Origin of the sequence: Gilliamella sp. W8128 (genome assembly GCF_016100545.1) — a bacterium.
GTDB lineage: Bacteria > Pseudomonadota > Gammaproteobacteria > Enterobacterales > Orbaceae > Gilliamella > Gilliamella apis.
The window spans coordinates 72332-87224 of sequence record NZ_JACFSE010000006.1; the positions used below are offsets into that span (position 1 = coordinate 72332).

Annotated in this window: 15 protein-coding genes; 5 read left to right on the forward strand and 10 right to left on the reverse strand. The window is 35.0% G+C overall.

Translation table 11 applies throughout. The features are described from left to right. Positions 1-7: 7 nt before the first annotated feature. The 6 genes from hisS to putP form a co-directional block, all read right to left on the reverse strand. Positions 8-1285, reverse strand: a complete 1278-nt coding sequence (gene hisS, locus H3U97_RS07285; protein WP_110452987.1) for a histidine--tRNA ligase — start codon at positions 1283-1285, stop codon at positions 8-10. Positions 1286-1309: 24 nt separating this feature from the next. Then, positions 1310-2419, reverse strand: coding sequence for a flavodoxin-dependent (E)-4-hydroxy-3-methylbut-2-enyl-diphosphate synthase (gene ispG / locus H3U97_RS07290; RefSeq protein ID WP_198198626.1), 1110 nt, complete (start codon positions 2417-2419; stop codon positions 1310-1312). A gap of 86 nt (positions 2420-2505) precedes the next feature. Beyond that, on the reverse strand, positions 2506-2946 hold the full coding sequence (locus H3U97_RS07295; RefSeq protein WP_065577855.1) for a RodZ family helix-turn-helix domain-containing protein: 441 nt from the start codon (positions 2944-2946) through the stop codon (positions 2506-2508). 58 nt (positions 2947-3004) lie between these two features. After that, positions 3005-3871 (reverse strand): pyridoxal kinase PdxY, encoded by an 867-nt coding sequence (gene pdxY, locus H3U97_RS07300; RefSeq protein ID WP_065614695.1) that lies wholly within the window; start codon positions 3869-3871, stop codon positions 3005-3007. A gap of 4 nt (positions 3872-3875) precedes the next feature. Further along, entirely contained in the window at positions 3876-5147 is a 1272-nt protein-coding gene (gene tyrS, locus H3U97_RS07305) for a tyrosine--tRNA ligase (RefSeq protein WP_232343774.1), read from the reverse strand. A 51-nt stretch (positions 5148-5198) separates the two neighbouring features. Continuing rightward, a complete protein-coding gene (gene putP / locus H3U97_RS07310; protein WP_065614696.1) occupies positions 5199-6692 on the reverse strand; it encodes a sodium/proline symporter PutP in 1494 nt (497 codons plus the stop codon). 262 nt (positions 6693-6954) lie between these two features. Between putP and nth the strand changes: the two genes are divergently transcribed. Next, positions 6955-7593, forward strand: a complete 639-nt coding sequence (nth, locus tag H3U97_RS07315; RefSeq protein ID WP_198198627.1) for an endonuclease III — start codon at positions 6955-6957, stop codon at positions 7591-7593. A 7-nt stretch (positions 7594-7600) separates the two neighbouring features. Continuing rightward, positions 7601-8146 (forward strand): endonuclease SmrB, encoded by a 546-nt coding sequence (gene smrB, locus H3U97_RS07320; RefSeq protein ID WP_086353772.1) that lies wholly within the window; start codon positions 7601-7603, stop codon positions 8144-8146. Between the two features lie 336 nt (positions 8147-8482). Here the strand turns inward: smrB and cgtA are convergent, their stop codons facing one another. From cgtA to rplU, 4 genes are all read right to left on the reverse strand, one after another. After that, positions 8483-9646, reverse strand: a complete 1164-nt coding sequence (gene cgtA, locus H3U97_RS07325; protein WP_198198628.1) for an Obg family GTPase CgtA — start codon at positions 9644-9646, stop codon at positions 8483-8485. After that, on the reverse strand, positions 9646-10611 hold the full coding sequence (locus H3U97_RS07330) for a DMT family transporter (RefSeq protein ID WP_065614699.1): 966 nt from the start codon (positions 10609-10611) through the stop codon (positions 9646-9648). Before H3U97_RS07330 ends, cgtA begins: the two co-directional genes overlap by 1 nt. An 87-nt stretch (positions 10612-10698) precedes the next feature. Next, positions 10699-10959 carry a 50S ribosomal protein L27 gene (gene rpmA / locus H3U97_RS07335; RefSeq protein ID WP_034883716.1) on the reverse strand — a complete coding sequence of 87 codons (261 nt, stop codon included), beginning with the start codon at positions 10957-10959 and terminating at the stop codon, positions 10699-10701. 15 nt (positions 10960-10974) lie between these two features. After that, a complete protein-coding gene (gene rplU, locus H3U97_RS07340) occupies positions 10975-11283 on the reverse strand; it encodes a 50S ribosomal protein L21 (protein WP_065577863.1) in 309 nt (102 codons plus the stop codon). A 462-nt stretch (positions 11284-11745) separates the two neighbouring features. Here rplU and H3U97_RS07345 point away from each other — a divergent pair, with 462 nt between their 5' ends. The 3 genes from H3U97_RS07345 to H3U97_RS07355 are packed head-to-tail and all read left to right on the forward strand — an operon-like array spanning position 11746 to position 14595. Beyond that, positions 11746-12243 carry a MarR family winged helix-turn-helix transcriptional regulator gene (locus H3U97_RS07345; RefSeq protein ID WP_065614700.1) on the forward strand — a complete coding sequence of 166 codons (498 nt, stop codon included), beginning with the start codon at positions 11746-11748 and terminating at the stop codon, positions 12241-12243. Between the two features lie 58 nt (positions 12244-12301). Then, positions 12302-13438, forward strand: a complete 1137-nt coding sequence (locus tag H3U97_RS07350; RefSeq protein ID WP_086359394.1) for an HlyD family secretion protein — start codon at positions 12302-12304, stop codon at positions 13436-13438. Continuing rightward, entirely contained in the window at positions 13435-14595 is a 1161-nt protein-coding gene (locus H3U97_RS07355) for an ABC transporter permease (RefSeq protein ID WP_198198629.1), read from the forward strand. The genes H3U97_RS07350 and H3U97_RS07355 overlap by 4 nt, the downstream gene beginning before the upstream one ends. Positions 14596-14893: the final 298 nt, after the last annotated feature.

A 14893-nucleotide genomic window follows, 5' to 3' on the forward strand; every position in this document is an offset into this window, starting at 1 on the left:
CCTTAATTTACAATATTGCTAAACAAGTTTGAACAATCTCTTTTTCTGCAACTTCAACTTGTTCGCCTGTTTGTAAATTTTTAATTGTAACTGATTGATTAGTAATTTCGTTTTCGCCAATAATTACAGCTATTTTAGCACCTAATTTGTCCGCTTTGGCAAATTGTTTTTTAAAATTACTACTACCGTAATTAGTCACAATTCGCTTATCAGTTAACCCATCACGGAGTACTTCTGCCATTTTTTGAGCTGCAGCTATCGTTTTTTCATCCCCCGAAGATATCATATAAATATCAATTGAACTATCTCGATTTAATGAAGGATTAACTGCTTGTACTAATAATACCAAACGTTCAACCCCCATGGCAAAACCAACTGCTGGTGTGGGTTGTCCTCCAAGTTGGCTAACTAGACCATCATAGCGTCCACCGCCACAAACTGTACCTTGAGCGCCTAAACTACTCGTTACCCACTCAAAAACTGTACGGTTATAATAATCTAAACCACGCACCAATCTTTGATTAATATTATATTTTATTCCTGCACTATCTAATAATTGACACAAACCATCAAAATGAAGTTTAGATTCTTCATCTAAATAATCAAATAATTTTGGTGCTTGATTAAGTAATTCTTGAATAACAGGATTTTTGGAATCTAACACCCGTAATGGGTTAGTATACATTCTACGTAAACAATCTTCATCTAATTTATCTTTATGTTGCTCAAGAAAACTGACTAAAGCATTACGGTAATTTGCTCTTGCTTCAACTGAACCAATAGAATTAAGTTCAAGTGTTGTATGCTCTTCAATACCAAGTGCTTTCCAAAAACGTGCCGTTAATAAGATAAGCTCGGCATCAATATTAGGTCCTTCAAGGCCAAAGACTTCAACACCAAATTGATGAAATTGACGATAACGCCCTTTTTGCGGTTTTTCATAACGAAATGCCGGCCCTAAATACCATAGTCGTTGTTCTTGGTTATAAAATAGACCATGTTCAATACCAGCTCGTACACAACCAGCTGTAATTTCAGGGCGGAGAGTAATACTTTCATCATTACGGTCATTAAAAGTATACATCTCTTTTTCAACAATATCGGTAACTTCACCAACTGCACGTTTAAATAGTGCAGTATCTTCAACGATCGGTGTTCTAATTTCATTATAACCATAACTATTTAGTACACCTTTAACAATTTTTTCAATTTGTTGCCATGTTGCACTATCATTCGGGAGTAAATCATTCATTCCCCGTATTGATTGGATTTTTTTCTCTGCCATTTGTTTATTCGCTATCTAATAAAGTTATAGTTCAGTTGTTGCAATTCTATTTTTTAAAATTGATGCCTTAGCACGAATTTTAGCTTCCAACTCATCTATCATTTGTTCATTATCAATACGCCCTATGCGCACACCATCTTCATAAAAACCACTTTTGTTGTGACCGCCAGCAACACCCATTGTAGAGGCTAAAGCTTCGCCCGGACCATTCACAACACAACCAATAATCGATACATCCATTGGTGTTATTATATCTTCTAGTCGCTGTTCTAATGTATTAACAGTACTAATTACATCAAACTCTTGCCTTGAACAGGTTGGGCAAGCAATAAAATTAATACCTCTAGCTCGAATACGTAGCGATTTTAAAATATCAAATCCAACTTTAACTTCTTCCGTTGGATCAGCTGCAAGGGAAACTCTTAATGTATCACCAATCCCTTCCGATAATAATAAGCCAAGCCCAATCGCTGATTTTACCGCACCACTACGCACTCCACCAGCTTCGGTTATTCCTAGATGCAAAGGTTGCTTAATTTGTTTTGCCAATAATCGGTATGAATCAACAGCAGTAAAAACGTCTGAAGCTTTTACACTTACCTTAAATTGGTCAAAACCTAGCCTATCAAGTATATCTACATGTCGCATAGCAGATTCGACTATCGCTTCAGATGTCGGCTCGCCATATTTTTCCTGAATATCTTTTTCCAGCGAACCTGAGTTTACACCAATTCGGATCGGAATATTTTTATCCTTAGCACAATCAACAACCGAGCGAATCCGTGATTCATTACCAATATTACCTGGATTAATCCGTAAACAATTCACACCATATTCAGCAACCTTTAAAGCAATGCGATAATCAAAGTGAATATCAGCAATAAGTGGAACTTTTACTTGTTGCTTAATTATTTTAAACGCCTCTGCAGCATCCATAGTTGGAATAGAAACTCGAACAATATCAACCCCTACCCGCTCAAGAGCTTGAATTTGAGCTACTGTTTTTTCTACATCGGTCGTTCGAGTATTCGTCATCGATTGCACAGCAATCGGCGCACCACCGCCTATTGGCACATTACCAACGTAAATTCGGGTTGATTCTCGCCTAATAATTGGTGACTCTTGATGACTCATAAGATGCCTAATCATATTACAAAATAACTAGGACGCAATCTTAACAAGATTTAAGGCAAATGTCTGTATGTGAATAAGAAAATTTGCTAACTGTTAACGCGATCTGAAGGCTGTGGAGAAATATAATGACTAACTTCAATAAAGTTACTTTTATTTTGTGAATTGACATAGTATAAGCCAACACCTAATGCACAAACTAAAGCAAACAAGCCAAAAAAGAACGGTTTCTTACTACGTTTTGTTTTACTATATATCGGCTTAGGTTTTTTAGTTTCTTTTACTAAATATTGTTTAGCTAAAATTTCGAGATGAGGTTGATATTCATCTGCTGATAAGCCAACAATATTGGCATATGAACGAATATAACCTTTAACAAAAACAAAAGGGGCATGAAGTAACTGATCATTTTCAATTTCAGAAATGACTGCCGTTCTAACATGAATTTGTTCAGCAATATCTTTTTGCGATAAACCCATATTACTTCTTAAATCGGAAAGAATCTTACCCAATGAAATACTGTCTTCCATTAATCCCCTCATTGTCTTACTATCCGCAATTTTTTGTTATTTTTACATATTTTCGCAATTAATCAATTCTTTTTGCTTTAAACCACTGTTTAGGGGTTTCTATTTCATTCTGTGCGGCTACTAATTGCAATTCATATTCATTTTGTCTTAATGTTTCAAGCATAACCGCATAAACCGCCGATGTAGTATGCTCAAATGCTTCAACCATAGATTTACCAAGCATAATATTTGCTAAAAACAACCCACTAGTCATATCGCCAACACCAACTGGTTGTTTGACTCCAAAATCGACTAACGGCCGATCAATATGCCAAGCTTCATTTTCTGTTACTAACAACATTTCAAAACGATCTTGTTGATAGCCCGCTCTACTTAGATGTTTAACTAAAATTGCTTTAGGCCCTTTTTCACAAATTGAACGGCATGCTGAGATTGCTTGACTGACATTATTAATCGGCTGTTTACCGTTAAGTTCTTCTAATTCTAAAATATTCGGTGCCATCATGTCTGATATGGGTAAAGCTGTATTACATAAAAATTCTGCTACACCAGGAGCGACAAAGCATCCTTTTTCGGGATGCCCCATTACAGGATCACAAAGATAAATTGCTTCAGGATTCTCAGCTTTTACTTTTTTCACAATTTCAATAATTGCATTACCTTGTTCTGGTGACCCCATATAGCCACTTAATACGGCATTACATCGTTGTAATTCGCCAATAGCATTAATCCCATCAGCGATATCGGTTAAATGAGATGCAGGCATTACCGTTCCAGTCCATTGCCGATATTGAGTATGGTTTGAAAATTGTACCGTATTTAATGGCCAAACATTCACACCTAAACGACGCATTGGAAATACAGCAGCACTATTACCTGCATGACCGAAGACAACATGCGACTGAATCGATAATATATTTTTCATGCAATCATCTCCAAATAAGTAAGCAATAGTATTTTTTACCTCGACGCAGTAATGTGTAACGATTAAATAACTTATCACTATCAGAAAAACGATAATCTGTTGTTGAGTTACGTTCACCATTAACGGAAATAGCATTGGAATCAATCATTGTTCTTGCTTGACCTCTTGATGGCGCAAATTCAGCATTAACAATGGCTTGTTGTAGATCTACATCACCTTCAATGCTGGCTGTTGGCATGCCATCTTGAGCTAATTGTTCAAAATCAGCTTCAGATAAATCGGTTAATTTACCAGAAAATAAACTTTCAGTAATACGTTTTGCCGCTGTTAGTCCTTCTTCACCATGAACTAATCGAGTCACTTGTTCGGCAAGTACATACTGAGCTCTAGGTGCAATGCCACTATTCTTATCTTCTTCTTCCAATGCATCAATTTCTTCCAATGACATAAAAGTAAAGAATTTAAGGAATCGATAAACATCAGCATCAGCAGTATTAATCCAAAATTGATAAAATTTATATGGACTGGTTTTTTTCGGATCTAGCCATACAGCACCACTTTCAGTTTTACCAAATTTAGTTCCATCAGATTTAGTAATTAATGGTACAGTTAAACCATATACTTGTTTCTGGTGTAAACGACGGGTTAAATCGATACCAGCAGTAATATTACCCCATTGATCAGAACCACCAATTTGTAACACAACATTATATGCTTTATTAAGACTTGCAAAGTCATAAGACTGTAACAAACTATAAGAGAACTCAGTAAATGAAATACCTGATTCATCACGGTCAATACGTTGTTTAACGGATTCTTTGTTAATCATTGCATTAACAGAAAAATATTTACCAATATCTCGTAAAAAAGATAAAACATTCATGCCACCAAACCAATCATAGTTGTTGGCAACAATAGCGGCGTTATCACCACATTCAAAATCTAAAAATGGCGATACTTGTTGTTTAATCTTTTCACTCCATTCAATTACCGTATCTTCAGTATTGAGTTTACGTTCAACAGCTTTAAAACTTGGATCGCCAATTAATCCTGTCGCACCTCCAACTAAAGCTATTGGCTTATGACCAGCCAATTGAAAACGTTTCAAACAAAGCAATGGAACTAAATGACCAAGATGCAAACTATCAGCGGTTGGATCAAAACCACAATATAGTGCAATAGGATTTTGCTCAATCAGTTCCATTAACGCTTTTTCATCAGTAAGTTGAGCAATCAGTCCACGCTCTTGCAGTTGTTTGATCACATTTTTTGTCATGATATTTTACCTATTAAATTTGTTACGTTTATATTCTACTTTAATTAAATTCTATACTGTTTTATTGTGGTATTTTTTATACGCTTGTTTGAAATGGTCTTCAACTATTTCGTTCGGTTTTTTATCTAATAAGCTAAAAATAATGATTGCTATTGACGCAAATAAAAAGCCAGGAATTAGTGAATATAAATTAAGCCAATTAAAATTAATCCAAAGCAAGACCGTAATTGCACCAGTTATCATACCTGCTAATGCACCATTGCGGGTCATTCGAGCCCAAAACACCGAGAATACAACAATCGGACCGAATGCGGCACCAAAACCAGCCCAAGCATGGCTAACTAAATCAAGTACACTGTTATTAGGATTGATCGCTAATAAAATAGCAATAACAGAAACTAATAACACCATTACACGACCAACCCAAACTAATTCTCGCTGCTTAGCCTTTGGTCGAATAAAAGCGCGATAAAAATCTTCTGTCAATGCACTTGAACAAACCAATAATTGACAACTTAAGGTGCTCATTACTGCGGCTAGAATAGCTGCTAGCAAAATACCAGCAATCCATGGGTTAAACAGTAATTTAGATAATTCAATAAAAATACGTTCATGTTTTCCATTATCAATTAGATAAGCTAAGTTAGGATTATTAGCAAAAAAAGCAATACCAAAGAAACCAACTGTAATTGCGCCAGCTAAACATAAAATCATCCATGTCATACTAATTCGACGAGCATTTTTCATTACTTCATGAGAATCAGCAGCCATAAATCTAGCTAAAATATGTGGTTGACCAAAATAACCAAGTCCCCAACCTAACAATGAAATAATGGCAATCAAATCCATATGAGCAAAGATATTTGTATAATCAGGATTTAATGATTGAATGTTAGCCATTGCATCAGTGAAACCACCAGCATTAATCATTACCATAATTGGTGTTAAGATTAGAGCAAACATCATTAAACTTGCTTGAATTGTATCGGTCCAACTTACCGCTAAGAAACCACCAATAAAAGTATAAGCAATTGTCGCTCCAGCACCTGCTAGCATTGCCCAGCCATAACTAAGCCCAAATGTACTTTCAAATAATTTAGCGCCAGCAACTACACCTGAAGCACAATAAATGGTAAAAAAGATTAAAATTATTACTGCTGAAATAATTCTTAATAGTGAACTATTGTCATCAAATCGACGAGCAAAATAGTCAGGTAAAGTTAATGAATTATGATTTATCTCAGTGAAAACTCTTAATCTACCGGCAATCAGCAACCAATTTAGATAAGCGCCAATTATTAATCCTATAGCTATCCAGCTTTGCGAGATACCAAATAAGAACACTGCACCCGGTAATCCCATTAATAACCAACCACTCATATCAGAAGCACCAGCAGAAAGTGCAGTAACGACACTGCCTATGCGACGTCCACCTAATATATAATCACCAAAGTTTCGTGTTGCACGAAATGCAAAGAAACCAATCGCAATCATTCCTAATATGTAAACAGCAAAGGTGACAATCATTGGTAATGACATTTTTATAATAAACCTTGATCGATGAAATTAAAAAATAGTTGGCTAGCTTATCATAAAAAGCCCCTGCTAAAAAGCTGGCGATTTTGCTATATCTATCTTAGCTATAAAAGCTAGTATTACAATTCAATCCACAAAATAAAAATATCTTCAATTTTTTAAATAGATACATTGTTAATAGTTTCAACCTATATAAAAACTCAATATATCCTAAGGTAAAATATCATATAATGTATATAATATTGATTAACTTTTTTATTTATAAAATATTGTGAAACAATCAACTCGAATTGAAATTTTAGAAAGATTAAAAGAGCATATTAAAGATCCTACAACTGAATTGGTATATAAAACACCATTCGAGTTACTTATAGCTGTTGTACTATCCGCTCAAGCCACCGATGTTAGTGTGAATAAAGCGACTAAACCATTATTTGCTATCGCAAATACCGCAGAGCAAATTCTGGCGTTAGGCGTCGATAAATTAAAAGATTATATCCGAACCATCGGTTTATATAATAGTAAAGCTGAAAATATCATCAAAACTTGTCAGATTTTGGTTGATAAATACCAAGGTGAAGTGCCTGAAAATTTTGCTTCATTAATAGCTCTTCCTGGCGTAGGTAGAAAAACAGCTAATGTTGTTTTAAATACCGCGTTTGGTTGGCCAACTATTGCTGTCGATACGCATATCTTTAGAGTAAGTAACCGAACAGGATTTGCACCAGGTAAAACGGTTGAAGCTGTCGAAGAAAAACTACTTAAAGTGGTTCCAGTTGAGTATAAAATAAATTGTCATCATTGGTTAATATTACATGGTCGATATACCTGTATAGCTAGGAAGCCACGCTGCGGATCTTGCGTTATTGAAGATTTGTGTGAATATAAAGAAAAAGTTTATCCAGAGTAAAAAATCAATGCCAAATAAATTTAAATTAGAAGATGAAGATATCAACTTGTTTAAAAGTAGTATTGGGAATGCCAAACAACTTAAACAAGATACCGTTATTCATAAACCAGTAAAACGATCTCAAAAGCTAATTGATAATCAAAAGCTTCAACATGAAAAAGTAAATAATGAATTTTACTTTTCTGATGATTACCAACCACTATTACAAGAAGATCCTATTCGTTACATTCGTGAAAATGCGGATACTAATGAATTAAAAAAATTGCGACGAGGATTTTATTTACCCGAGTTTTTTTTAGATCTACATGGATTAACTCAGCAAGAGGCAAAAAAAGAAATCGCTGCACTTATTGCTGCTTGTTTACGTGAAAATGCCAATTGTGCTTGTATTATGTATGGACATGGAAAAAACATATTAAAAAAACAAACGCCAATGTGGTTAGCCCAACATCCACATGTAATTTGTTTCCATCAAGCACCAAAAGAGTTTGGTGGTAACGCGGCATTATTAGTTTTATTTGATATCAATAATCCATCAGTTAATCTAAGATAATTACTAATAGATATATAGTAAACAATAAAAAAGCCAGCTTAGTTTTACTAGGCTGGCAAACATTGGAAGCAATGTGAGCAATGTCATACTTTTTTAGAAGTCTTTCGACGCTCTAACAAAGCACAACTGAATGATAATCATTCTCATTATTAAAAGCAAGTTATTTTTTTGACTATTTTCAAAAAAATGACAAAATTTTGTCAGTTTAACATATGTTTTTATATTAACATTTTGTTTTTATAAGGAATATAATTGAGAAGAGCAGGGTGATTTGCCCCTGCTTGTTGGAATATTTAACTATAAACAAACCATTATAATTAACTTTTGGGAATAGTTTTATTTTTGATAGATAAACTCAACACCCTCTTCATCACTTTCATCCCAATCATCAAAATCATCGTCATCCAAAGCATCATCCATCACTTGTTGATGGTAATCATCCCACATAAATTCTACTTTTTCAGGGGAATTATTCTCTTCTTCGGTCTCCCGAGGATGCGCATTGATATACTCCATCAAATCCCAGCATAGTGCTTTTACACCTTCACGGTTAACTGCCGAAATAACATAATATTTATCATCCCAATTTAAAGCTTGGGCAATTTCGGCTGCTCGTTTTTCACTCTCTTCGCGGCCTAATACATCCATCTTATTGAACACTAACCAACGCGGTTTATTGGCTAACTTTTCACTATATTGATGTAGTTCTTGGATGATAACTTTGGCGTTTTCAATCGGATCTGAACCGTCAATTGGCGCAATATCAATTAAATGCACTAACACACGGCAACGTTCAAGGTGTTTTAAAAAACGAATGCCAAGCCCTGCACCATCTGATGCGCCTTCTATCAACCCAGGAATATCGGCAACCACAAAACTCTGTTCATTATCCATTCTAACCACACCTAAACTCGGTACTAAAGTTGTGAATGGATAATCAGCTACCTTTGGTTTAGCGGCTGAAACGCTACGAATAAACGTTGATTTACCTGCATTAGGTAGACCTAACATACCAACATCGGCAAGTAATAACAGTTCTAATAAAACATCTCGTTTTTCACCTGGCGTACCATCAGTTTTTTGTCTTGGCGCACGGTTGACTGAGGATTTAAAACGGGCATTACCCAGTCCATGAAAACCACCTTTAGCAACCAGAACTTTTTGTTGATGATGAGTGAGATCGCCAATAATTTCACCGGTATATTTATCGGTTATGCGTGTACCAACTGGTACTTTAACGGTAATATCTTTACCTCTTTTACCAGTACAATCTGAACCTTGGCCATTTTGACCACGTTCTGCTCGGTAGTTTTTTTCAAATTGAAAATCAACCAATGTATTTAAATTTTCATCGGCAATAAAAAATACATCACCACCGTCTCCACCATCGCCACCATCAGGACCACCTTTAGGTATATATTTTTCTCGGCGGAAACCAACACAACCATTTCCGCCATCACCAGCTTCGACACGAATTGAAGCTTCATCTACAAATTTCATTATTTGTCCTCTTTCTTTCGGTTAATCAGCCAGCCTTTTCTTGGTTGCCATAAATGGTGTCCAACTGTTGCAAACATTGCCCCAGCGACCACAGATACTGCGCCAATATAACCTAAAATATTTAAATATTGCATTGCAAACTTTTCTGGCCATAGTAAAGCAAATAAATCTGAAAAAATCAGTGCAAAAAGTGGTGTTAATGTGGTTATTGCACTTACTTGTGCTGCTTGCCAACGTTCCATGGCCATAACCAAAGCACCATAAGCAATAATAGTATTCAACCCGCAAAAAATAATAGCAAACAATTGGCTAAAATCAGCACTGGCTATTTTCGTTGGTGATGCTAGAGGCCATAAAAAAATACTACAAATAAGATAAATCAACCAAAGTAGCTGTTCTGCTCGTAATTTTTTTAATAATACTTTTTGTGCTAACGCATAACATGCCCATGAGATAGAAGCCAGTAAGGCCAGCCAAACACCTATGCCATATGAAGACATATTAGCAAAAAGATCAGCTAGATTTTCATTAAAAAACAACCCTAACCCTATTAATAATATGGTAATACCAATAATTTGTGTTGGTCTTAATTTTTCTTTGAAAATAATTGCACTGGAAATCATAAATATTACAATTCCAGTTTGGCCAACAACCTGAGCAGTAGTTGCAGATAAATACTGCACAGCTGTTGCAAAAAGAGCAAAATTACCGAGTAGACCAAATCCAGCAATCATCAATAGGATAAAACGGCGACGTTTTTTGAACATAGCTAAATTAGGAAACTGTTTTTTATAAGCCAGCCATAGTGTAATACCGATAGCGGAGATACTTAATCGTGACCAAGCTAATGTTAATGGATCAATAACAACTAATGCATATTTCATAGCAATTGGCACTAGTCCCCACATAACGGCTGTTAACATGGCTAATGCAAAACCTAATTTAACATTTTGCTGTTTTATCATAATGAATTAATTTATATAAATTTCAAGAAATGAAAAAAGCCCCACAATAACTGTGAGGCTTCTATAACTTCTTAAACCGCTAATTTATTAGCTGTTAGCAACTACACTAACATAACGGCGATTTTTAGGTCCTTTAACTTCGAACTTAACTTGTCCATCAACTAAAGCGAATAGGGTATGATCACGACCACAACCTACGTTAGTACCTGGGTGGAATTGAGTTCCACGTTGACGAACTAAAATGTTACCCGCAAGAACTTCTTGAGAACCATAACGTTTAACACCTAAACGTTTACTCTGGGAATCACGACCATTACGTGATGAACCACCAGCCTTCTTATGTGCCATTGTTCGATACTCCTATTAAGCGATTGCAGTGATCTTCACATCAGTGAACCACTGACGGTGACCTTGTTGTTTACGATAGTGTTTACGACGACGGAATTTAACAATTTTCACTTTCTCGCCACGACCGTGCTCAACAATTTCTGCTTTAATTGTTGCACCTTCAACAAACGGAGCACCAACTTTGATGTCTTCACCATTTGCTACCATTAAAACTTTATCGAAAACAACTTCTGAACCTGTTTCGACTTCAATTTTTTCCAAGCGAACGACTTGTCCTTCGCTAACTCGGTGTTGTTTACCACCACTTTGGAAAACTGCGTACATACTTAACTCCGCAATAAAAAGCAGACGATTCCTGATTAAAAATATATGTCTGCATTGATTAATCTTATAGGGCGTGAATTTTACGCAAAATTTATGCTTGTTGCAAGCGCTGTTTAATAAAAGATCGCAAAAAGTCACAAAAAAGATCTTAGACCAGCAATTTTCACACTACAATATAGTTAAATTATTATTTATTTGAACAATATTGATTGTTAAAAATAATAGAGACTATAACTATTAGTATAGTTATTATCAATTCAAACAACTATTGATGAAAAAAAATCCATATATAAAAGTTAACATGAACAACTATATAACATTACTTATACTTTTCTCAAAAAAATTTACGATAGCACTGAAAATAACTAATTCAACTAGTACATTAAAATAGCCATAAAAAAGGATTGCCAATTAGTGGTAAATAAGTATAATTAGCCGACTAAATAAATTAGGTAATGACAATTGAATTACAATTCAAGAATACTTCCTTCTCGCGAAACTTTAGCAAAAGCACAAAGATTTAATGATGAAATTATTGAGGTTTCAGGCGTTGATCTTGTCTTAAGTTTAATCACCACCGCCGATTTAATTCGATCAAATATTTATGCACAACTAGCCAAAGATTATGATGTATCTGAAGGAAAATTTGCCTTGTTAATGTCACTATATAGTGAAGGAGAAACTTGCGCTAGCGAGTTAGCATTAAGAGTTGGCGTAACACCAGCAACCGTTTCGGTAATGGTGAAACGAATGTTAGCAGCACCCGATCCTTTAATATCAATGACCAAAAGTGGAGAAGATGGCCGCTCTCGACTAATTACCCTTACTGCAACAGGGGAAAATCTTATCCAAAAGGCATTACCTAATCACTTAAAATCGATTCGTGCTTTTGCTCAAGTCTTAAATCCACAAGAGCAGGAATCTTTAATTGCAATGTTACGCAAATTATTGCGTAAATAATTGCCAATAATTATTCATAATCATGATATTTTAACAATATACTTAGCTGACTAAATAAATGAAAAATAAATTAAACTTAAATTTACCCAAAAACATTAAAATTCCTGCTATATTTTTATTGCTACTTCTATTTGGATCTACATTAATTTGTCTTGGTTCAAGAAATGATGCAGTAACTGTTGCTAAAAGTATCAAATCAGGGGTATTAACCGCTGATGAAATCAATGTTGCCTTTCAAAATGTAGGTGGAAAAGTAATTAAACGCTTTGTCCAAGAATCACAATTCGTTAAAAAAGGCGACCCATTAATGCAACTTGAAGATATTGATACCAAGCTATCAATTGATCGCTTGCAAGCATTAGTTGATAGTCAAACTGCTGCTGTTAATCAAGAACAAGCAGCAATCGAAATCACTGAAAATGAAATCAATCTTAATGAGTTATCAACTTGGCGAAAAATTGAGGAAGTTAAAGCTAATCTTGAAGCGGCAAAGTCTGCTCGTGATCTAGCTAATACTGAATTTCAACGCCATACTCAATTAAGAAAAACGGGTGGTACTTCTCAATCACAACTTGATGCAGCACGAAATGTCTACATTAGTACCAAAATGCAAGTGGTACAGATTGAAAGCCAATTATCAACCTTAATGATTGGCGCAACTCCAGACCAAATTAACCAGTTTGAACAAACTAGAAATGCCACAGGTATGACATTGCAATCGATTACTATTGATCGACAAAAACTGCAAAATCGTCAAAATCAGCTTGCTCAAATTAAAGCGCAATTAGCACAAGCTCAAGCTGATTTAAAACAATTACAAGTCAATTACGATCGACTAACATTAGTTGCGCCAGAAGATGGTAAAGTTCTAAAACTGATGTTTGAAGATGGTGAGATGGCACCTGCTGGAGCACCAGCTGTATTATTAGAAACGGATCGTAAATATGTCGATATCTATGTTAATGAAAAAATGGTCAATGATTATCAACCAGGCACAAAGGTGAAGGCGAATGTTATCGCATTAGATAAAACAGTAAAAGGCACCGTTCGATTTGCAACTGCTGCGCCATCATTTGCTGACTTACGCATGACTCGAGAACGAGGACAGGCTGATTTAACATCTTACCAAGTTAGAATTTATATGGAATCTATTCCACAACTATTAACCGGTATGACAATTGAGGTTGATCAATGATGCGACAAAACATCATTAAATCTATGCTTGAAGAGCTTGATGCTATGTTATCAGGCCACTTCATTCCTTATTATAAAGTGTGCTTAGGTTTAGCAGCAATCGTATCACTTATTTTTTCAATTGTTCTGAGCCATGGTTCAGTTTTTGAAGGAAAAATCGCCGTTATTGATCTTGATGGTTCTAATTATTCAACTGAATTAATCAGTAAGGTAAATACGTCACCATTTATTGAAATAACAGAAGTGATTCGATCGCCAGTTAATCCAATTACATTGGTTTCTCATGATCGTAATTTAGGCGTGTTATATATTCCTAAAGGGTTAGAAAAATCGTTAAAAAAAGGTGATCAGACGGTTAAATTAGGTTATTTTGCTGATGACTCAAATGATGCCCAAAATGCTAAAGTAATGCAAAGCCTGAATGAAATTATCCCTGAATCAGGTGCAGAATTAAGTGTTGGTAAAGTTGCAGCATTAGGACTAGGTCGAGAAGCAACAGAAGCGACCTTATCACCAATGCAATTAAAAACGAGAACCATGTTTAATCCAGCTAGTTCATCAACAATATCCACTATTATCTATTTTGTTTACTTCTTTTCATCATTAACCTATGGTTTAACCTCGTTAATGATTATTGGTCGATTAAAAACCATGGGGATGTGGAATACAGTAATTGAACGTGGTTTTTTACCATTATTAGCCAGAACAGTGCCTTATGCCCTATTTTATACAACGGCTTTAACCTTAATCACGGCAATATTGGTAATATTTGGTCAACTACGCTTTGATGGTAACTATTTTACTTTCGTACCAAGCATTTTTATGACTGGTTTAGCTTTTGGTTGGTTAGGTTTACTACTATCTTGGAAAACTAACCATCCTGGCGAAGGAGCTAGTAAAATGATTTTCCTTGTCCCTCCCGGCTTTATTATGGGTGGTTCAACCATGGCTGTAGGTATTATGCCAATATGGGCATTTTATGTTAGTCATGCCTTTCCATTAGTTTGGTTATTTCGCTTTTTTCGTGATATAGGCATCCGCGGACGTTCATTTATCGATATGCTATCTACATATGGTATTTTCATTATCTATTTAACAATTATTGCTTTCGTCGTAATGATGTTTGTTAATCGCAGTAAAAATAACCAACCAGAATAAAAAATAACCTCATGAATTATTGAAACACCAATCGGTGTTTCAATATCAACTGCAGTATTCTCTTGATTATAATTTTCAATTAACAACCTTATAATCAATTACATTCATAAATTTGTGATATAGATCACATTAAACAGTGAAAGCGAATATTCATTTATTGTTTAGTTTACTTTCTTTTATGTGATTTCTCTTTTAAGTTAAATTTTTGAATAATAAGATTAATCTCCTTTTTATTGTTTACCTTTCACATTGAAACCTTTCGTTTCGTTTCAAATGAAAATAATATTTCAATTTTTCC